The following is a 19124-nucleotide window of genomic DNA, read 5'->3' as shown; positions in this document are numbered from 1 at the left end:
CCGCGTAACCACCTGGGCGCTCCGGTGGGGGGTGGTGTCTTTCCGGTGGGGGGGGGTGGTATAATGTCGGTCGGTTCCGGGCGCCGGGCGACTTTTTTCACGTGAAACAGGACGCCCGGCTCAGCACTGCAAAGCGCGCCTCAGAGCGGCAGTTTGAAGCCGACGTGCGAGGCCGTGAAGCCCAGCCGCTCATAGAAGCGGTGAGCGTCGGTGCGGGTGGCGTCCGAGGTCAGCTGGACCAACTGACAGCCCTGGCGGCGCGATTCGTCGACTGCCCACTCGATGAGGAGGCTGCCGAGGCCGCTGCCTCGTTCGTCGGCGTGGACGCGGACGCCTTCGATGATCGAGCGGGTGGCTCCCTTGCGGGAGAGCCCGGGGATGACCGTGAGCTGGAGGGTGCCGATGACGCGGCCCTCGCGTACGGCGACCATCAAGTGCTGGTGGGGATCGGCGCTCAGACGATCAAGCGCCGCGAGATACGGGGTCAGGTCGTCCGGAGACTCGCGCTCGGCTCCCAGTGGATCGTCGGCGAGCATCGCGACCATGGCGGGGACGTCGTCTGCGCCGGCCCGGCGTATCTCAAGATCTCCCATGGCGGCACCCTACGCGGGGACGTCTACCGGCGGCGGGGCCAGGGCCGCTACGTTCACCGACTCCACGACCCGGACCAACGGCGCAAGCTCGGGGTTCCTCGCCGCCTCGTCGAGTGCTTCGCGCAGGGCGGTGTCGTTGGTGGGCCGGGCCTCTTCGAGGAGCTCGAGGCCTGTCTCGCTCACGTTCGTGTAGATGCCGCGGCGGTCGGTCGGGCACAGGTAACGGGAGAGGAGTCCGCGGTCCTCGAGCCGGGTGACCAGACGTGTGGTGGCGCTCTGGCTGAGGAGGACCGCGTCGGCGACCTGCTTCATCTGCAGATGACCGCCGTCCCCGTCGTGCTGGCGGCTGAGTACGTCAAGCAGGGAGTACTCCCGCACGCTCAGGCCGTGCTTGGCCTGCAGGGCGCGCTCGATGTGCGCCTCGATCCTCCCGTGCAGGAGGGAAAGGGTGCACCACCCCTGAGCAAGGGCAGTGAGCGCGGGGTCCGTCGCTGTCATGGCGTTCTCCTCCGTCCCGTAGCGGCTGAAAACCAGGATAGAGCACTGGCGCAATAGACCGCACTTGCGTGTAGCCCGCGTCTGCAACTATTGTGAACGCACGCAAGACGCTCCTGCAATCTTTTTGGGAAGGTGTACCCACCCATGCCTCTCGCGCTTCTGGCCCTCGCGATCGGGGCCTTCGGAATCGGAACCACGGAATTCGTGATCATGGGCGTGCTGCCCGAGGTCGCCGGCGACTTCGGTGTCTCCATCCCCACGGCCGGGCTTCTCGTGACCGGCTATGCCCTTGGCGTGGTGATCGGCGCTCCGATCATGACCGCGCTCGGCACGAAGGTGTCCCGCAAGCGGATGCTGATGCTGCTCATGGGGCTGTTCGTCCTCGGCAACCTGCTCTCCGCCGTCGCTCCGGCCTTCGGGCTGATGCTGGTGGGCCGGGTGGTCGCCTCCCTCGCCCACGGAGCCTTCTTCGGCATCGGTTCGGTGGTCGCCGCCGAGCTGGTCGCACCGGAGAAGAAGGCCGGTGCCATCGCCATGATGTTCAGCGGACTGACGGTCGCCAATGTCGTCGGTGTCCCGCTGGGCACGATGATCGGGCAGTCCGCCGGCTGGCGCGTCACGTTCGCCGGAGTGGCAGCACTCGGTGTGATCGGGTTCCTGGGCATCGCCAAGCTGGTGCCCGACATGCCGAAGCCCGAAGGTGTGCGTCTCCGCCACGAGCTGGCCGCGTTCAAGAACGTCCAGGTGCTGCTCGCCATGGCGATGACCGTTCTGGGCTTCGGTGGTGTCTTCGCGGCCATCACCTACATCGCGCCGATGATGACGCATGTCGCGGGATTCGCCGACGGCTCGGTCACCTGGCTGCTGGTCCTCTTCGGCGCCGGCATGGTGGCCGGGAACCTCATCGGGGGCAAGTTCGCAGACCGCGCCCTGATGCCGATGCTGTACGTGTCCCTGGGCGGCCTGGCCGTCGTGCTGGCGCTCTTCACCGTGACCGCACACAACAAGATCCTCGCGGCCGTCACGATCGCTCTGATCGGCGCCCTGGGCTTCGCGACCGTACCTCCGCTGCAGAAGCGTGTCCTCGACCAGGCACACGGCGCGCCCACGCTGGCCTCGGCCGTGAACATCGGCGCCTTCAACCTCGGCAACGCCCTTTCGGCCTGGCTCGGCGGAATGGTGATCGCCGCGGGCATGGGCTACACCGCCCCGAACTGGGTCGGCGCCGTCCTCGCCGCCGGAGCCCTGGTCCTGGCTGTGGTCTCGGCCACCCTGGAGCGCCGCAGCAAGTCCTCCAGCACGGTCGTCACGGGCGCCGCACCCACCGAGCAGCCCGCCGCCGTCCAGCACTGACCCGGTCCGGATCGGGTGCGGACCAGGGCCGTCCCCCTACCACTCGATTCGGCACCACCACCTCGTACACCCCAGAGTCGAGCGCTCTCGGCACCCCGCAGCGCTCAGTGCCAACCCCCACAAGGAGAAGCTCCCTCATGAGCACCACCACCGCCGTCGCCCCCCTCACCATCCAGGACGCAGAGCTCCTCGTCGCCGCGGCCAACCGGGCCGCCGAGGCCTCCGGAGTCACCGTCAGCGTCTCGGTCCTCGACGCGGGCGGGAATCTGCTCGCCTTCCGGCGCGACGACCGCGCCGTGCTGATCTCCGGCGAGACCAGCACCCGCAAGGCCTACACGGCGCTCCAGCTGAACTCCCCGACTGCCGACCTCGTCGAGGCGGTCCAGCCGGGTGGGCTCTTCCACACCCTGCCCACCGCGCTGGACCGGCCGCTGCTGTTCCTCGCGGGTGGAGTTCCGGTCCACCGGGACGGCCGCCTCGTCGGCTCGATCGGTGTTGGTGGCGGAGCGCCGGACCAGGACCACGGCTTCGCCGTCGCCGCGGTGGAGTCCCTCGGCTGACCCCACCTTGTGCACCTGTGGCACAGAGAAAGCGCCGGTCCCCGACAGTTGTGTCGGGGACCGGCGCTTTGCGCCAGGCGCTCAGCCCGCCGCCACCGTCAGTGGGGCGAAACGGCGTGTCCAGTCGCCGGGCAGCTCCGGGACTCCGTACGTCATGACCGCGTTGAAGCCGACGGGCGCAAGGCCGCGCTCCTTCGCCCAGACAAGGAGCTCGTCGTGCCGTACGTCGATGTCGGTGCGGAGCGGGCGGTCCGTGTGCGCGGCCAGCGAGGCGAGGAGGGCCTTGGCCGTCTCCGTGTCACGGGCGATCAGCGGGCCCACCACATGGGTTTCCATGTTGGGCCAGGCGGCCGCGTAGCCGATGATGCGGCCGTTCTCCTCGGCGACGCGCAACTGGTCGGCGAAGGCGGGCAGCCGGGTGATCACATGGGTGCGATCGGAGCCGAAGACCTCTTCGTCCAGCCGGAGGATCGTGGCGAGGTCCTCAGCGGTGGCAGGCCGGGTGGCGACCCCGGGATGCGTGCCGCCGGGCTTGAAGTGGCCGAGCACCATCTCGGCCCGGCCGGTGACCTTGAAGCCCAGCTCCTCATAGAGCGGACGGCCGTACGGGGTCGCGTGCAGTGTCAGCGGGGTCGTGCTCATCTCCGCGACGACATGCCGCATCAGCCGTCGGCCGACACCTTGGCGGGCATGGCGCTCGGCGACCAGGACCATGCCGATCGCCGCCAGGTCGGGGCGATCCCGCGGCCCGTACTCGGTGACGACGCAGGCGGTGACCAGGCCACCCTGGGGGTCATCGATGCCGTAGCCGGTCCCTGCCGCGAGGAGGAGACCCCATTTGTGTTCTTCGCGGGGCCAGCCCCGGTTCTCGGAGAGGTCGGCGCAGGCCGTGACATCGCGAAGCGTCAGACGGCGGATGGGCAGAGCGGAGAGGGAAGGTGTTGGCACGCAGGTCAGGCTGTCTGACACGCCCCCGTGGCGTCCACCGGTTTGCGTACAGACGCACGCGCTTTTGGCCAACTCGTACACAACCGCACAGCAGATGGACAGATGTTTCACGTGAAACAGGGCATGCGCAACGACTGGGACGTATGTGACGGCCGAAGCGGCACCGCCGACGTGCAGATCACGGACCGGATCTGTGAAGAGTTCGGGGTGGGCTGTGCTGACTGCGCCGCCCATGGCGGCTAAGCGCCAGGCCGGCACCCCGCCGGTGCCCTGCCGGTATCCGTCGAGCGAAATAGGGATCGGCGTCAGGCGGACTCCGTCGGCCGTCCCTGAGAGGGGTCGGAGTCTATGGGGTGCCTGTGAATTGGGCCCGGCGCGCACGGTAATTGAAGGAATTGGCGGGGTGGCCTCGCTGATTCGCGGTGGCGCAAGGGGGGACTTGTGTGTGAGCCGTCGGCCGGTATGGTCGACTCCGGTTCGCGCCGGGCGCGATGGACACACGCTCCACGAGGGCACGAACGCAGGCCAAAGCAGCCTAACGGGGCAGAGAGATCGAAGACCCGCATTCCCCGTTATGCGGCCGGGGCGTTGACTCGGGGTGGGACGCTGCGGTGAGAGGAGTGCGGCCAATGTCACACTCTCGCCTTACTTGTCCGTACGGGGCCGGAATGCGGGTTGAATGTGGCCGCATTGGCCGATGGGACCGAACGGAGAAGTAGAGCAAGCCGTCTGCGGGGAAAGTACGCATTTTCCGACCGAGGAAGTGCGAGGACCGACCGAAAGATGTTCGAGGCGAGGCACACCATGGACGCTCCGACCACTACGCCGGCCGACAACGGCACTTCCGGCGGCAACGGCGGGGGCGGCTGGTTCGCGCCGCGTAAGCAGCCGGCGCCCGTCGGAGATGGTCACGAGGCGCCGGAGGGGACCCGCCTCGCAGCGCTGCGTCCCGTCGGCAGGCCCGTGGCGGACGAGGAGACCGCGGATCAGGAGCGAATACGCCAGGCGCCGGAGACGGCAGCGCCGGCCGCGCCCGGTGGACCAGTCTCCGAGCGTTTGACCGCACCAGGCCGGCCCGCCCCGGAACATGCGTCCGCGTACACCGACTCGACCCGACCCGGCGAGTCTCCCTCGACTGAGGCCCGCCCCGGGCAGTCTCTCTGGCCGTCAGGTGCCTCGCCGAGCCCGTCCGAGCCGACTGGACCGGCCAGGGGCACGTCACCCACGCCTGTCGCGCCGGCCGCGGGGGCGCACCCCACGCCTGTCGCGCCCGCCCCGGCGGCGTCACCCACCCCCGCCGAGTCGACCCCGCTGAACCCCACCACGCCGGGCGCGGCCCCCGCTCACCGGCCCGTGGCCGCAGGCACCGAGCAGCCGCAGCGCGAGCCGGAACCCACGCACCAAGCCGCGACCGCAGCCGCCCGCCCGCCCTTCGGGCATGCCGAGCCGGAACCACACCGCGTCGGCCCGGCGCCGGAAGAGTCGCCCCGGCCCGAACCGCGCCCGAACGCTGCCCCGAGCCCCGCGCCGGAACCGCGAGTGCCGCCCCAGCGGCCCGCCTCGGCGCAGGACGCGTCCCCCGACGCCATCCTGATCCGCCGGACCATGGCCGAGGTCGGCCCGGTCGCCGACAAGGTCACCTCGTACTTCTACGCCTTGCTGTTCGTGCGCCACCCCGACCTGCGGTCGCTGTTCCCCGCCGCGATGGACACCCAACGGGACCGGCTGCTCAAGGCGCTGCTGACAGCGGCCGAGCACATCGACAACACCGACGTCCTGGTCGCGTATCTGCAGAACCTCGGCCGGGGCCACCGCAAGTACGGCACGCGGCCGGAGCACTACCCGGCCGTCGGTGAGTGCCTCATCGGCTCGCTCAGCCACTACGCCTCCGCGGTCTGGGGCAAGGAGACCGAGGCCGCCTGGGTACGGGCGTACACGACCATCTCCCAGGTCATGATCGACGCGGCGGCGACCGACGAACTGCGGGCCCCTGCCTGGTGGTACGCGGAGGTCGTCGCGCACGATCTGCGGACTCCGGACATCGCGGTGCTCACGGTCCGTCCGGACCAGCCGTATCCCTTCCTCGCCGGGCAGTACGCCAGTTTGGAGACGCCCTGGTGGCCGCGGATCTGGCGGCACTACTCGTTCGCCTCGGCCCCGCGTTCCGACGGGCTGCTGTCGTTCCATGTGAAGGCGGTCCCGGCCGGCTGGGTCTCCAACGCGCTGGTGCACCGGGCCCGGCCCGGCGACATCATCCGGCTCGGCCCGCCGGCCGGGACGATGACCGTCGACCACACCACCGAGAGCGGACTGCTCTGTCTGGGCGGTGGCACGGGCATCGCCCCCATCAAGGCGCTGGTCGAGGATGTCGCCGAGCACGGCGAGCGGCGTCCGGTAGAGGTCTTCTACGGCGCGCGGACAGGACACGACCTGTACGACATCGACACCATGCTGCGGCTGCAGCAGAGCCACCCCTGGCTCTCGGTGCGCCCGGTCGTGGACCAGCAGGCGCACCTGCAGCTCCCGGACGCCGTCCGCGAGTACGGGCCGTGGAACGAGTACGACGCCTACCTCTCGGGGCCGCCCGGCATGATCCGCAGTGGCGTGGACGCCCTGCGGGACATCGGTATCCCGTCGGACCGCATCCGGCACGACTCGGTGGAGGAGCTCGTCGCGGCGGGGGACTGATCGCGGACCTCGACGGCAGCGGCGGACGGACTGCACGGTGCTGGGCGCGCCAGGGCCGAGCGCGGTGCTTGGGTACCGGCGTCGACCGCAAAGCCTGGGCGCCAGCCCGGCAGCACGGCTTCCCGAATGGTGCGGGGGGTCAGCCCAGATCGGGCGCGTGCATCGCCCGTACGCCCTCGATGTTGCCGTCGAGATAGTGCCGTAGGGACAGCGGCACGAGATGGACGGACGCGATGCCGACCCGGGTGAAGGGGATCCGCACGATCTCGTACTCGCCGCACGGCTCGTCCATCTCGGGACCGTGCCGTTGGCTGGTGTCCATGGATTCGAGGTGGCAGACGAAGAAGTGCTGCACCTTCACGCCGGTGGCGCCGCCGTCCTCTCCGATGTGCTCGACGGTGTCCACGAAGCAGGGCACCACGTCGATGATCTTGGCGCCGAGCTCCTCGTGCACCTCGCGGTGGAGCGCGTCGACGACGGTTGTGTCCTCCGGTTCGACCCCGCCGCCCGGAGTGAGCCAGTAGGGATCCATGCCGGGCTTGGTCCGCTTGATGAGGATCAGGTCGTTGCCATCGAGCAGGATGGCGCGGGCGGTGCGCTTGACCACGGGTCGGACGGTCATGGGAGGAATGTGGCCCGGCTGGTTCCACGTGAAACATCGCGAGGCCGGGAGGCCCGGAGGAAGGGCCTCAGCCCCACTCGGTCGCTGCGCGCAGCAGCCACTCGTGCGCCCTCGCGATATGCGGCATCGCCAGCGTGCCGGTTCGCACCACCAGGAAGTAGGTGCGCAGCGGGGGCACCGCAGGGTCGAGCAGTGCCACGACGTCGCCGGCGTCCAGGGCGGCGGAGCACAGATAGCGCGGTAGCACCGCGAGGCCGGCGCCCGCGGCGGCGCACGCGAGGACGGCGCGCAGATCGGGGACGACGACCGTGCCCGAGCCGGCCGGGCGGGAGTCGAAGACATAGGCCCAGTAGCGGGCGACGAGCGGCAGTGACTCGTGCACCTCGACGACGGGCAGGCCTTCCAGCGCGTGGGCGCCCTTGCGCCGCAGCTTCCCAGGGCCGATATGGGCAGCCCAGCGTGGGGCCGCGACCAGGACGTGCTCCTCGTCGCAGAGAGCGCTGGCGGTGAGCAGGGCCCCCCGTGGGCGGGCCGTCGTAATCGCCAGATCATGATGGCCGGCAGCGAGCCCCTCCAGCGTCTCCTCGGTGTTTCCGAAGGAGGCGCGCAGCGCGAAACCCTGTCCGTCGTCACCTATGAGCTCGGTGAGGGCGGGCAGTGCCCGTTCCGCGGTGAACTCCGGGGGGCCGGCCAGGTGGAGGGTGCGAACCGAGGAGTCCTCGTCGAGGCCGGTCTCGGTGATCTCCACCAGGGCGTCGAGGTGGGGCGCGGCCTTGTGGGCGAGCTCGTCGCCGATCGTCGTCGGCGTCACCCCGCGGGCCTGGCGCAGGAAAAGGGGACGCCCGAGCTGCCGTTCCAGGGTGCGGATCTGGGCGGTCACGGCCGGCTGCGAGAGGCCGAGCAGCGCGGCGGCACGGGTGAAGGAACCGGCCCGGTGCACGGTGATGAACGTGCGCAGCAAGGCCAGGTCCATGGTGCCCCTCCCCTCCCCGGCACCACCGGCCGAGCCCCAACTATAAATAAGTCGATAGGCCTCTGTCGCTACCGTGATTGGACACTGACACAGAGTCAACTAGCCTAGTGCGCGCGGTTCTTCGCGCGCAGAACCGCGGCGGTCCGAGCCACGAGGGGGGAGGCTCGGACCGCCCGCTGTCCGTTTGTCGGGCCGATCGCCGTGCGACGAGGGGGGCTTGTCAACTGCCCCATTGCTCAGGAAACGGTCAGTCGGTCGACTCGTCGAGTGCGCGGAGGACGTCCGCCACCAGGTCCTGGGGATCCTCGGCTCCGGCGGAGAAGCGGATGAAGCCCTCCGGGACCGCGTCGCCGCCCCAGCGGCCGCGTCGTTCCGCGGTGGAGCGCACCCCGCCGAAGCTGGTCGCGTCATCCACGAGGCGCAGGGCGTCGAGGAAACGCTCGGCACGCGCGCGCGTGGGCAGGGTGAAGGACACCACGCACCCGAAGCGCCGCATCTGCTGGGAGGCGATCTTGTGCGAGGGGTCGTCGGGCAGCCCGGGATAGCGCAGCCCGCTCACTTCCGGGCGGTCACGCAGCGCCTCGGCGATCGTGAGGGCGTTGGCGTTCTGCCGCTCGGCACGCAGCTGCAGCGTGGCCAGCGAGCGGTGCGCGAGCCAGGCCTCCATGGGACCGGGAATGGCGCCCACGATCTTCCGCCAGCGCCGGACCGGCGCCATCAGGCCGGCGTCGCGCGCGGTGACGTATCCGAGCAGGACGTCGCCGTGCCCGGTGAGCATCTTGGTGCCGCTGGCCACCGAGAAGTCGGCGCCCAGTTCCAGCGGGCGCTGGCCGAGCGGAGTCGCCAGGGTGTTGTCGACGGCGACGAGAGTGCCCTGCGCGTGGGCCGCGGCAACGAGCCGCCGGACGTCGCACACGTCGAGACCCGGGTTGGACGGGGTCTCGATCCACAGCAGTTTCGCGCCGTCGAGTACGTCGAGTTGGGCGTCGCCACCGGTCGGCGCGGTGCGCACCTCGATGCCGTACGCGGTCAGCTGCTCGCGCACCAGAGGCAGGACCTGGTAGCCGTCGTCCGGAAGGACCACCACGTCGCCGGCGCGCAGCTGGGAGAAGAGGACCGCCGAGATGGCGGCCATGCCGGAGGGAAAGGCCAAGGTCAGGACGTCGTCCTGGCCGGGCGCCTCGAGCTCGCCGATCGCACGTTCCAGCAGCGTCCAGGTCGGGTTCTCGTCGCGGCCGTAGGTGTACGGGCCCGTCGGGTCGCCCGGCAGATGGAAGTGCGCCGCGAAGACGGGGCCCGGGAGGGTCGGTTCGTACTTGACCGGGTCCGGAAGGCCGGCCCGCACCGCGCGCGTGCCGTCACCGGTCTCCGTATCGAACGCGGCGAAATCCCCGGATGTCATGCTGCCCGTCCCTCCACGTGCTCGAGTGTCGCGGCGAGCAGCCCGTCGCTCGCCGACTCCACCATCTCAAGACACTCCTCGAAGCCGTCCATACGTCCGTAATACGGATCGGGAACGTCCGGGTCGGCGCTCGCGGCGGGGTCGTACGAGCGCAGCAGCCGGACCTTCTCCGCGTCCGCCGGCGTGGGCGCGAGGCGGCGCAGGTCCCGGAGGTGACCGGAGTCGAGAGCGATCACGAGGTCGAGCCGGGAGAACCAGGAGGCCTGGAACTGCCGGGCCGTGTGGTCGCTCGCATAGCCGTTCGCCTCCAGGACCGTGATGGTGCGCGGGTCGGCGCCGTCACCCTCGTGCCAGCCGCCGGTGCCCGCGCTGTCGACCTCGATCAGGCCGTCGAGTCCGGCCTCCTCGACGCGGGCCCGGAAGACGGACTCAGCCATCGGGGAGCGGCAGATGTTGCCCGTGCAGACGAAGCACACGCGATAGGGCATGCGGTCCTCAGTCCTTGCCGTCGGGCAGCACGACGTTCAGCGCCCAGGACACGACGGAGATGATCAGGCCGCCCAGTACGGCGGTCCAGAAGCCCTCCACGTGGAAGCTGAGGTCGAGCTTGTCGGACAGCCACGAGGTCAGCAGCAGCATCAGGGCGTTCACCACGAGGGTGATCAGGCCGAGCGTGAGAATGAACAGGGGGAACGTCAGCACCTGCACGATCGGCTTGACCAGGAAGTTGACCAGCCCGAAGACCAGCGCGACCAGAATCAGCGTGCCGACTTTCTTGCCCGTGCTGTCACCGGTCAGAGTGATCTTGTCGAGCAGCCAGACCGCGACGGCCAGGGCTCCCGCGTTGGCGAGCGTCTTGACTACGAAATTCTTCATGTGTCTGATCGTGGCAGACGAGATCCATTCATGAGAACGGTCGTGATCACGGCCACCCCCGCACGAGAGCGAACGAGGGCGATGAAGGCATTCCGGCTGGACGAACTGGAGGCGGAACGCGCCGCCAACGACGGTGCCTACCTGCAGTTCCTGCGCGAGCGGAACATGTCGGCCGGCCTGTACGCGCTCGACGCGGGCGAGCAGGACGCCCAGAAGCCGCACCAGCAGGACGAGGTGTACTTCGTCGTCAGCGGCCGCGCCTCGATCACGGTCGGCCTGGAGACGACCCAGGTGGCACGCGGCAGCGTCGTCTACGTGCCCGCGGGGGTCGCTCACAAGTTCCACCACATCACGGAGGACCTGCGGGTTCTGGTGGTGTTCTCTCCCCCTGAGAGCTGACCGCGGACTCAGGGTTCCCTAGGGGTCCGGTCAGGGGAGGACAAGGGATGCGAGGCCCCCGTCGGCCCCCCTTCTCGCTCTAGCATCGGGTGCAGGACATCAGAGAACCCGGAAGAACCGCCCCGGCCTTGGGGCAACGGGCGGAGAGGTAAGGACAAAGGGCGATGCGAGAGATCTTCAACGGTATGCCGTGGTGGGTTAAGTGGGTCGCGGTGCCGGTCATCGCCCTGGTGGTGTTCGGCGGTCTGATAGCGAGCGTCGTCGGCTTCGTCATCGGCCTGCTCTTCAAGCTGCTGGTGTTCGTCGCCGTGGTCGGCGGACTCATTTACGTGGTGCGGAAGTTCACGTCGAGCTCCTCCTCGCGCAGCGACTGGTGACGTGCGAGCGGGTGAGCCGGTGAGTGAGCCGGGGTGAGCAACCGGCCGGGGGCCGACCGGTAACGGGCAGGTCGGTCAGGGGAACCCGAGGTTCCCTCGGCCGGGGGAAGTTTTCCGGCAGGCCCGTGGGCGAGCGGCGAGGGGCGATTAAAGTCCGGACTTCGACGCGGGATTTCCCGCGGGCAGCGCACGCCCCCTCCCGTGTTCCCCCGCACGGGGGCCCTCCTCGCGCTCCGGGAGTGACCCTTGGCCACGGTTGACACCACACCCGCCGACCCCACACCCGCAAAGACACCGAGCCTGCCCGTCCAGCCGCGTACGTCGCCGGAGGAAGCACGCCTCTCACGTACGTCGGCCGAGGAAGCACGGGTCTCGCGTACGTCGGCCGAGGAAGCACGGGTCTCACATACGTCGGCCGAGGAAGCAGGCCTCTCGCGTACGTCGCCGGAGGAAGCACGCCTCTCACGTACGTCGGCCGAGGAAGCACGGGTCTCACGTACGTCGGCCGAGGACGCACGCCTCTCACGTGCGTCGCCAGAGGACGGGCGTCTCCCGCGGCAGTCGCCCGAGGACGCACATCTCTCGAGCACGTCGCCCGACGAAGCCCACGTCTCGCGTACGGCGCCGGCGGGAGAACACCGTCCGCGTGCGTCGCCCGAGAAGGCACACCGCCCGGGTACGTCGGCCGTAGCGGCGCCCTCTCCGCCCGCCTCACCGCGGACCCGGCTCGCGGGGTCGCACGCGCCGCTCATGGAACAGCCCCCCGCGGCACCGGATCCGCACCCCACGACCCTCATCGGGTCCGTGCAGCGGGCGATGCGGCTGCTGGAGGCGGTCGCCGCGCGCGAGGGTGGGGCGCCCGCGAAGCAGCTGGCCCGCGAGGCCGGGCTCGCGCTGCCCACGGCGTACCACCTGTTGCGCACCCTGGCCCACGAGGGCTATCTCCACCGCGAGAAGGGGTTGTTCTTCCTCGGTGAGGCCGCGGAGCGGCTGAGCAGCAGCGGAGCACAGCAGAAACGTCGCAGCATGGTGAACGAGGCGCTCGCCAGGTGGCGCGATCTGATCGGTGCCCCCGTGTACTACGCGGTCTACCGCGCGGGCGAGATCGAGGTCCTGTCCGTCGCCGACAGCCCGGCCAATCCGGCTGTCGAGGAGTGGGCGGACTTCCGGGAGACCGGTCACGCCCATGCGATCGGCCAGTGTCTGCTGTCCCAACTGGACGAGGACGCCCGCCGGGACCACCTCGCCCGTTACCCGGTCCAGTCCATCACTCCGTACACGGTGCGTGACGAACGCACCCTGTTGCGGCGCCTGGAACGCATGGGGCGGATGGAACCAGTCGTGGAACGACAGGCATATGCGCTGGGAACCGTCTGCGCCGCGATTCCCCTCACCGCGGGCACAACTGCCGCGACCGTGGCCATTTCCCTGCCCTTTCACCAGGCCGAGCGGCTGCTTCCCGCGGCACGGCAATTGCAGGCCGAGATCGGCAGCCTGCTAAGAACACTCACGATCTCTATCAGCATCTGAAAACTCACTCCTTGTGATCTGCCGTGTACTTTCTGCAAGATGCCACCAGCGTCAGGGGACGATTCCTGGCCAGTCGACGGCAAACCACGGGGTAGGCGATGCGCGAGTCGGTGCAGGCAGAGGTCATGATGAGCTTTCTCGTGTCGGAGGAGCTCTCCTTCCGCATTCCGGTGGAGCTGCGATATGAGACCAGTGATCCTTTTGCCGTGCGGCTGACTTTTCATCTGCCCGGTGATGCGCCGGTGACCTGGACATTCGGGCGGGAGTTGCTGATCGACGGCGTGGGCCGGGCCTGCGGCGACGGGGATGTGCGGATCGCGCCGGCGGACCCGGAGGCATTCGGCGAGGTGCTGATCCGGCTTCAGGTGGGCGGCGACCACGCGCTGTTCCGGTCCGGTACGGCACCGCTCGTGGCGTTCCTCGACCGCACGGACAAGCTGGTGCCGCTCGGGCAGGAGTGTTCCCTCGCCGACTTCGACACCCACCTAGACGAGGCGCTGGACCGCATCCTCGCGGAGGAGCAGAGCGCGGGCTGAGACGCGGCGCGCGCCTGAAGTGGCGTAACGCTTCCTCACCCTTGGGTCGGTGCAGTACCGCTCGCGTTCAGAGGGTCCTGTGCCGCTCTCACGACGGGGTCTGATCCGCTGCCGCTCCCACGACGGGGTCTGATCCGCTGCCGCTCCCACAGCGGGGTCTGATCCGCTACCGCTCCCACGACGGGTCTGATCCGCTCCCGTCCGGGCAGGCCCAAGAGTCCCGCGGGCCCGGAGGCTTCAGTGCTTGCGTCGGCGGCCCTTCCCGCTGCGGGCCGGTGTCCGGGCAGCCGCGGGCGCCGGAACCGCCGTGCCGCTCGGGCGGTCCGCGGAGACGACCAGGGCCGCCAGGGCCGTGGTCACGGGTACGGACGCCACCAGGCCGATCGAGCCGACCAGGGTGCGCACGATCTCCTCGGCGACCAGCTCGCTGTTGGCGACCGTGCCGACGCTGCTCTGCGCGATCGAGAAGAGCAGCAGCAGGGGGAGGGCCGCACCCGCGTACGCCAGGACGAGGGTGTTGACGACGGAGGCGATGTGGTCGCGGCCGATCCGGATGCCCGCCCGGTACAGCCCGCGCCACCCCATCGTCGGGTTGGCCTCGTGCAGCTCCCAGACCGCCGACGTCTGCGTCACCGTCACATCGTCGAGCACACCGAGCGAACCGATGATCACGCCCGCGAGGAGCAGACCGCTCATGTCGATGGACGGATACAGGCCATGGATCAGGCCGGTGTTGTCGTCCACATTGCCGGTCAGCGCGGCCCAGCCGATGAACGCGGAGCCCAGCAGGCCGATCAGCACCAGCGAGAGCAGCGTGCCGACCACCGCCACCGACGTACGGGCCGACAGTCCGTGGCACATGTAGAGGGCGATCAGCATGATGGCGCTGGCGCCGATCACCGCCACCACCAGGGGGTTCGAGCCCTGCAGGATCGCCGGCAGGATGAAGAACGTCAGGATCAGGAAGCTGACGGCGAGCGCGATCAGCGCCATGAGACCGCGCATCCGGCCCACCACCACGACGGCCAGCGCGAAGATCCCGGCGAGCACCGCCATGGGGATCTTGCGGTTCACGTCGGTGACCGAGTACTGCAGGTTCTTGGGCGCGGACGGCTCGTACGCGACCACGACCTTCTCGCCCTGGTGCAACTGGCGTGACTGGTCGGGCTGGACGATCTCCGTGAACGTACGGCCCTTGTCCTTGCCGGTGTCGATCCGGATCGTCGCCTTCTTGCAGTCGCCCGTCGCCTGCTGCTGCGCCGAGGAGCCCTCGGGCGTGGAGGTGTCACCGGTCGGGGTGTCCCCCGAGGCGTTCACGGACTTGCAGTCCACCTGGTCGACTCTGGTGACCGTGGCCTGCTGGCTCTGCCGGTCGAAACCGACGCCGGTGCGTTCGTGCGAGGGAGCGCCACCCGGCCAGAATACGGCCAGGCCGACGACGACCGCGGCCGCGAAGGGAATCAGGACGGCTGCGATGACCTTGCGCAGGTGCTTGGAGACCGGGGCGGCGGGGCCGTGGCTGTGCGAGTGGCCGTGTCCGTGACCGTTGCCGGGGCCGTGCGCGTCACCGGATCCGGATCCGGATCCGGATCCGGAACCTGAGCCGGAACTGGAGCCTGAGCCGTGCCCGCCGCCGTTCCCAGGGCCGTGGCCACCGTCCGGCCGGTGCCCGTGCCCCTGCCCGTGACCGTCGCCGGGACCACCGTGCCCATGTCCGTCGCCGGGACCACCGCGCCCGTGCCCCTGCCCGCCGCCGGGACCCCGTCCCTGCCCGTCGCCCGGACCCCGTCCACGCGGCGGCTCGGACGGTGGAAACGAGGGCTGCTGCGTCGTGGTCACCGACCGATCATCGCAAGAACGGCAGGGGCCCTCTGTTCACCGCGCCAGATATGACGCTAGCGTGGAGGCACCTTTGCACACGCGGGAGCTCGGAGCACCGGGCTGAGAGGGCGCTGACCTTCGTCTCAGCGATGTTTCACATGAAACATCGGCAGACGGAACTCGCTGCGTCGACCGCCGAACCTGTTACCGGGTAATGCCGGCGTAGGGAGTAGGTCTCATGACCATCAAGGACGTACGCACGCCTGCCTCCAGCCAGACGGACGGGGCGAGCGCTCCGGCCGGCGACGGTGGGGCACCCGCCCCCACCGAGAGCGGCGAGGCCGGGAAGTCCATCGGCTGGCACAAGGCATACGTCGAGGGCTCTCGCCCCGACCTGCGGGTGCCGGTCCGTCAGGTGCACCTCACCAACGGGCAGTCGGTCACGCTGTACGACACCTCGGGCCCGTACACCGATCCGACCGTCGACACCGACGTACGCAGGGGGCTGGCCCCGCTGCGCGAGAACTGGATCATCGCCCGCGGTGACACCGAGGAGTACGCGGGCCGTCCGGTGCGCCCCGAGGACGACGGAATCAAGCACACCTCACCGCGCGGGGGGCTCAGGAACCTCGACGCGGTCTTCCCGGGGCGGCCGCGGCAACCGCGCCGGGGGCGCCCCGGGGAGGCCGTCACGCAGCTCGCGTACGCCCGCCGCGGGGAGATCACGCCCGAGATGGAGTTCGTGGCCGTCCGGGAGAACGTCGACCCCGAGGTCGTACGCGAGGAGATCGCCGCCGGTCGCGCGGTGCTGCCCGTGAACGTCAACCACCCGGAGATCGAGCCGATGATCATCGGCAAGCGCTTCCTGGTGAAGGTCAACGCCAACATCGGCAACTCGGCGGTCACCTCTTCCATCGAGGAGGAGGTGGACAAGATGACGTGGGCGACCAAGTGGGGTGCCGACACGGTCATGGACCTGTCCACGGGCCGCAACATCCACACCACCCGTGAGTGGGTACTGCGCAACTCCCCCGTGCCCATCGGCACGGTGCCGCTGTACCAGGCGCTGGAGAAGGTCGACGGCCGCGCCGAGGAGCTGACCTGGGAGATCTACAAGGACACGGTCGTCGAGCAGGCCGAGCAGGGCGTGGATTACATGACGGTGCACGCGGGCGTGCGCCTGCCGTACGTGCCGCTCACCGCGAACCGCAAGACCGGCATCGTCTCGCGCGGCGGCTCGATCATGGCCGCGTGGTGCCTCGCGCACCACAAGGAGTCGTTCCTGTACGAGAACTTCGAGGAGCTCTGCGAGATCCTCGCCGCCTACGACGTCACGTACTCGCTCGGCGACGGGCTGCGGCCGGGGTCGATCGCGGACGCCAACGACGCCGCGCAGTTCGCGGAGTTGAGGACGCTCGGGGAACTCAACACGATCGCGAAGCGTTTCAACGTGCAGACCATGATCGAGGGCCCGGGCCATGTCCCGATGCACAAGATCAAGGAGAACATCGACCTTCAGCAGGAGATCTGCGAGGAGGCGCCGTTCTACACGCTCGGCCCACTGACGACGGATGTGGCGCCGGCGTACGACCACATCACCTCCGGCATCGGCGCCGCGATGATCGCCTGGTGGGGTACGGCCATGCTCTGCTACGTCACGCCCAAGGAGCACCTGGGCCTGCCCAACCGTGACGACGTCAAGACCGGAGTCATCACCTACAAGATCGCCGCACACGCGGCCGACCTCGCCAAGGGGCACCCCGGCGCTCAGGACTGGGACGACGCGCTGTCCGACGCCCGTTTCGAGTTCCGCTGGGAGGACCAGTTCAATCTGGCCCTCGACCCGGACACGGCACGGGAGTTCCACGACGAGACCCTCCCGGCCGAGCCCGCCAAGACGGCCCACTTCTGCTCGATGTGCGGGCCGAAGTTCTGCTCGATGAAGATCTCCCACGACATCCGCCGCGAACACGGCGGTTCCCAGGTGGAGATCGAGGAGGGCATGGCGCAGAAGTCCAAGGAGTTCGCGGCCGCGGGGAACCGGGTCTATCTGCCGCTGGCCGACTGACCGCTGGAACGGCGGTGTTCCCCGGGGATTTCCGACCGGGGAGCACCGCCATCCTGCACGCGGAACCGCCGCGTTTCAGTGGCGCTGGGCATTCCGCAGACGCTCGATCTGCTTTTCGAGCAGGTCGGTGGGGAAGAATGCGGGACTGCCGCCCACCTTCATCGTGTCAAACGTCGCGATGGCGGTACCGACTCGCACGACGACGTATCGATCGATCCCTGGGAATTTCCTGTCCGACGTATCGATCGATCCGTGGGACCTTTCTGTCCGGCCCGCCCGGCGTACGGCCGCCTGCGTTCCGGTGCTGCTTAGGGGGTGTCCTGGGCGTACCCGACACGGCGGGCGACCTCAATCGAGAGGTCGGGAAGGTGTCCTTCGGCTCTGCCGGGTCGGCAGACTGGTGGGCATGACAGCCAGGTCGATGAGCAAGGGTGCCAACCTTTCCGTTCGTTCCGGTACGGTGCGCGCCGAGCTTTCTTGGTCCGCTGGACCCGGTGTGCCCGATGCCGATGCCTCGGCGCTGCTGCTGACCCCGGCCGGCCGGGTGCGTGACGACGGTGACTTCGTCTTCTACAACCAGCCTCACCACGCGTCCAACGCCGTAAGGCATCTCGGGAAACAGACGGCTTCCGGGGTCACGACGGACACGATCGAGGTGGACCTGCGTTCAGTGGAGACGGCTGTCGAGCGGGTCGTGCTGTGCGCGTCGGCCGACGGCGGGACGTTCGGTCAGATGTCCGGACTGACGATGCGCCTGCTCGACGCCGGGACGCAGGTCGAGCTGGCCCGGTTCGGCATGGAGGCCACGACAGAGACGGCGTTCATCGGCGGCGAGTTGTATCTGCGCGGCGACCAGTGGAAGTTCCGTGCCGTCGGGCAGGGGTATGCCTCCGGGCTCGCCGGGCTGGCCACGGACTTTGGTATCAGCGTCGATGAGGATCAGCCTCCGGCCGCGTCCAGTGTGCCGACGGCGCCAGTGGGGGCACCTCTCGCTCCGGCCCCGGCCGCACCTCCCGCTCGTCCCGTCGCGCCACCCGCCGTCCCGCCCGTGCCGCCTCCCGGTCCCCAGCGGAGCGCCGGCGAGGAGCGGCTGCCCGTGGACATGCGCAAGCGTCTGTCGCTGCGCAAGGAACAGGTGGCGGTCAGTCTGCGCAAGCACGGAGCGGTCGGCGTCACGGCGCGCGTCATTCTCGTACTCGACGCTTCCGGCTCCATGTCCTTCCTGTACTCCAAGGGCGTGATGACCGACGTCGTGGAGCGCATGGCGGCGGTGGCGGCGCAGTTGGACGACGACGGAGAGATGCAGGCCTGGACCTTCGCCTCGCAGGCGGCCCGGCTGCCTGATCTGCGGCTGGGTGAGCTCCCCGACTGGCTGGCCCTCCACGTCCGGGTCGGTGAACTGAGCCTCTTCCGCCGGAGCAGGAAGCCGAAGAAGGGCCTGCGACCGGGTCAGGTGGACATGCGGACGGTCGGCATCCAGAACGAGGAACAGAAGGTGATCGCCCAAGTCCGTGCGTACGTCGCCGAGAACCCGGCCGCCGGCCCACTCTGGTGCTCTTCTTCTCCGACGGAGGCGTCTACCGCAACGCCGAGATCGAGCGCGAGCTTCGGGCAGCGGTGGACGAGCCGATCTTCTGGCAGTTCGTGGGTCTGGGGCGGTCCAACTACGGCGTGCTGGAGCGGTTCGACACCCTTCCGGGCCGCCGCGTCGACAACGTGGGGTTCTTCGCCGTGGACGACATCAGTACCGTCCCCGACCCGGAACTGTACGACCGGCTGCTGTCCGAGTTCCCGGCCTGGATCACTGCCGCCCGTCAGGCGGGCATCTGGTGATACGGCCGTGGCGGATGGTCCTTGTGTGACCTCTAGGACCTCTGGGA

17 protein-coding genes, 1 pseudogene and 1 riboswitch are annotated in these 19124 nt (G+C 69.4%); of the genes and pseudogenes, 9 read left to right on the top strand and 9 right to left on the bottom strand.

Annotated elements, in window-relative coordinates:
* Positions 1 to 140 precede the first annotated feature (140 nt).
* Together ACFVYF_RS05515 and ACFVYF_RS05510 are read right to left on the bottom strand one after the other, a co-directional pair.
* Positions 141 to 593 (bottom strand): GNAT family N-acetyltransferase, encoded by a 453-nt coding sequence (locus ACFVYF_RS05515; protein ID WP_389451174.1) that lies wholly within the window; start codon positions 591 to 593, stop codon positions 141 to 143.
* A 9-nt stretch (positions 594 to 602) separates the two neighbouring features.
* Complete coding sequence (locus ACFVYF_RS05510; protein ID WP_383287802.1) at positions 603 to 1091, bottom strand: MarR family winged helix-turn-helix transcriptional regulator; 489 nt, start codon at positions 1089 to 1091, stop codon at positions 603 to 605.
* A gap of 144 nt (positions 1092 to 1235) precedes the next feature.
* Between ACFVYF_RS05510 and ACFVYF_RS05505 the strand changes: the two genes are divergently transcribed.
* Both ACFVYF_RS05505 and ACFVYF_RS05500 read left to right on the top strand, forming a co-directional pair.
* Complete coding sequence (locus ACFVYF_RS05505) at positions 1236 to 2444, top strand: MFS transporter (protein ID WP_389451169.1); 1209 nt, start codon at positions 1236 to 1238, stop codon at positions 2442 to 2444.
* Positions 2445 to 2581: 137 nt separating this feature from the next.
* Complete coding sequence (locus ACFVYF_RS05500) at positions 2582 to 3004, top strand: heme-binding protein (protein ID WP_389451166.1); 423 nt, start codon at positions 2582 to 2584, stop codon at positions 3002 to 3004.
* An 81-nt stretch (positions 3005 to 3085) separates the two neighbouring features.
* Here the strand turns inward: ACFVYF_RS05500 and ACFVYF_RS05495 are convergent, their stop codons facing one another.
* A complete protein-coding gene (locus ACFVYF_RS05495) occupies positions 3086 to 3952 on the bottom strand; it encodes a GNAT family N-acetyltransferase (RefSeq protein WP_389451163.1) in 867 nt (288 codons plus the stop codon).
* Positions 3953 to 5008: 1056 nt separating this feature from the next.
* Between ACFVYF_RS05495 and ACFVYF_RS05490 the strand changes: the two genes are divergently transcribed.
* Positions 5009 to 6640 (top strand): globin domain-containing protein, encoded by a 1632-nt coding sequence (locus ACFVYF_RS05490; RefSeq protein ID WP_389452085.1) that lies wholly within the window; start codon positions 5009 to 5011, stop codon positions 6638 to 6640.
* Positions 6641 to 6779: 139 nt separating this feature from the next.
* On the opposite strand, the gene ACFVYF_RS05485 is transcribed toward ACFVYF_RS05490, so the two are convergent.
* The 5 genes from ACFVYF_RS05485 to ACFVYF_RS05465 form a co-directional block, all read right to left on the bottom strand.
* Entirely contained in the window at positions 6780 to 7262 is a 483-nt protein-coding gene (locus tag ACFVYF_RS05485; RefSeq protein ID WP_389451160.1) for an NUDIX domain-containing protein, read from the bottom strand.
* 67 nt (positions 7263 to 7329) lie between these two features.
* Positions 7330 to 8235, bottom strand: coding sequence for a LysR family transcriptional regulator (locus tag ACFVYF_RS05480; RefSeq protein WP_389451157.1), 906 nt, complete (start codon positions 8233 to 8235; stop codon positions 7330 to 7332).
* Positions 8236 to 8482: 247 nt separating this feature from the next.
* Positions 8483 to 9637, bottom strand: coding sequence for a cystathionine gamma-lyase (locus tag ACFVYF_RS05475; RefSeq protein ID WP_389451154.1), 1155 nt, complete (start codon positions 9635 to 9637; stop codon positions 8483 to 8485).
* Positions 9634 to 10125 (bottom strand): low molecular weight protein-tyrosine-phosphatase, encoded by a 492-nt coding sequence (locus ACFVYF_RS05470; RefSeq protein WP_389451151.1) that lies wholly within the window; start codon positions 10123 to 10125, stop codon positions 9634 to 9636. Before ACFVYF_RS05470 ends, ACFVYF_RS05475 begins: the two co-directional genes overlap by 4 nt.
* Positions 10126 to 10132: 7 nt before the next feature.
* The gene (locus tag ACFVYF_RS05465) at positions 10133 to 10513 is read right to left on the bottom strand and encodes a phage holin family protein (protein WP_389451148.1); all 381 of its coding nucleotides are present in this window, start codon (positions 10511 to 10513) and stop codon (positions 10133 to 10135) included.
* Positions 10514 to 10594: 81 nt separating this feature from the next.
* Between ACFVYF_RS05465 and ACFVYF_RS05460 the strand changes: the two genes are divergently transcribed.
* From ACFVYF_RS05460 to ACFVYF_RS05445, 4 genes are all read left to right on the top strand, one after another.
* A complete protein-coding gene (locus tag ACFVYF_RS05460) occupies positions 10595 to 10912 on the top strand; it encodes a cupin domain-containing protein (protein ID WP_389451145.1) in 318 nt (105 codons plus the stop codon).
* 164 nt (positions 10913 to 11076) lie between these two features.
* Positions 11077 to 11289, top strand: a complete 213-nt coding sequence (locus ACFVYF_RS05455; protein WP_389451142.1) for a DUF5326 family protein — start codon at positions 11077 to 11079, stop codon at positions 11287 to 11289.
* A 750-nt stretch (positions 11290 to 12039) separates the two neighbouring features.
* Positions 12040 to 12819, top strand: a complete 780-nt coding sequence (locus ACFVYF_RS05450; protein WP_389451139.1) for an IclR family transcriptional regulator — start codon at positions 12040 to 12042, stop codon at positions 12817 to 12819.
* Between the two features lie 98 nt (positions 12820 to 12917).
* Complete coding sequence (locus ACFVYF_RS05445; RefSeq protein ID WP_389451137.1) at positions 12918 to 13355, top strand: SsgA family sporulation/cell division regulator; 438 nt, start codon at positions 12918 to 12920, stop codon at positions 13353 to 13355.
* A gap of 237 nt (positions 13356 to 13592) precedes the next feature.
* On the opposite strand, the gene ACFVYF_RS05440 is transcribed toward ACFVYF_RS05445, so the two are convergent.
* Complete coding sequence (locus tag ACFVYF_RS05440) at positions 13593 to 15194, bottom strand: YibE/F family protein (RefSeq protein WP_389451135.1); 1602 nt, start codon at positions 15192 to 15194, stop codon at positions 13593 to 13595.
* A 71-nt stretch (positions 15195 to 15265) separates the two neighbouring features.
* A riboswitch (TPP riboswitch) is annotated at positions 15266 to 15422 on the top strand.
* On the opposite strand from ACFVYF_RS05440, the gene thiC reads away from it, so the two are divergent.
* The gene (gene thiC / locus ACFVYF_RS05435) at positions 15415 to 17244 is read left to right on the top strand and encodes a phosphomethylpyrimidine synthase ThiC (RefSeq protein WP_389451132.1); all 1830 of its coding nucleotides are present in this window, start codon (positions 15415 to 15417) and stop codon (positions 17242 to 17244) included. (Overlaps the previous riboswitch by 8 nt.)
* 406 nt (positions 17245 to 17650) lie before the next feature.
* Positions 17651 to 19077 (top strand): annotated as a pseudogene (locus ACFVYF_RS05430) (VWA domain-containing protein).
* Positions 19078 to 19124 lie beyond the last annotated feature (47 nt).

The sequence above is a fragment of the Streptomyces sp. NPDC058274 genome, from assembly GCF_042881375.1.
In the GTDB taxonomy this organism is placed as follows: Bacteria; Actinomycetota; Actinomycetes; order Streptomycetales; family Streptomycetaceae; genus Streptomyces.
Note: the sequence above shows the minus strand (reverse complement) of the source record. Positions and strands in the feature narration are given on the sequence as shown.

Coding starts and splice junctions, on each gene's coding strand:
- ACFVYF_RS05455 (WP_389451142.1), top strand. CDS start 11,077: ATGCGAGAGATCTTCAACGGTATGCCGTGGTGGGTTAAGTGGGTCGCG.
- ACFVYF_RS05485 (WP_389451160.1), bottom strand. CDS start 7,262: ATGACCGTCCGACCCGTGGTCAAGCGCACCGCCCGCGCCATCCTGCTC.
- ACFVYF_RS05445 (WP_389451137.1), top strand. CDS start 12,918: ATGCGCGAGTCGGTGCAGGCAGAGGTCATGATGAGCTTTCTCGTGTCG.
- ACFVYF_RS05450 (WP_389451139.1), top strand. CDS start 12,040: ATGGAACAGCCCCCCGCGGCACCGGATCCGCACCCCACGACCCTCATC.
- ACFVYF_RS05505 (WP_389451169.1), top strand. CDS start 1,236: ATGCCTCTCGCGCTTCTGGCCCTCGCGATCGGGGCCTTCGGAATCGGA.
- ACFVYF_RS05475 (WP_389451154.1), bottom strand. CDS start 9,637: ATGACATCCGGGGATTTCGCCGCGTTCGATACGGAGACCGGTGACGGC.
- ACFVYF_RS05480 (WP_389451157.1), bottom strand. CDS start 8,235: ATGGACCTGGCCTTGCTGCGCACGTTCATCACCGTGCACCGGGCCGGT.
- ACFVYF_RS05510 (WP_383287802.1), bottom strand. CDS start 1,091: ATGACAGCGACGGACCCCGCGCTCACTGCCCTTGCTCAGGGGTGGTGC.
- ACFVYF_RS05460 (WP_389451145.1), top strand. CDS start 10,595: ATGAAGGCATTCCGGCTGGACGAACTGGAGGCGGAACGCGCCGCCAAC.
- ACFVYF_RS05470 (WP_389451151.1), bottom strand. CDS start 10,125: ATGCCCTATCGCGTGTGCTTCGTCTGCACGGGCAACATCTGCCGCTCC.
- thiC (WP_389451132.1), top strand. CDS start 15,415: ATGACCATCAAGGACGTACGCACGCCTGCCTCCAGCCAGACGGACGGG.
- ACFVYF_RS05465 (WP_389451148.1), bottom strand. CDS start 10,513: ATGAAGAATTTCGTAGTCAAGACGCTCGCCAACGCGGGAGCCCTGGCC.
- ACFVYF_RS05500 (WP_389451166.1), top strand. CDS start 2,582: ATGAGCACCACCACCGCCGTCGCCCCCCTCACCATCCAGGACGCAGAG.
- ACFVYF_RS05515 (WP_389451174.1), bottom strand. CDS start 593: ATGGGAGATCTTGAGATACGCCGGGCCGGCGCAGACGACGTCCCCGCC.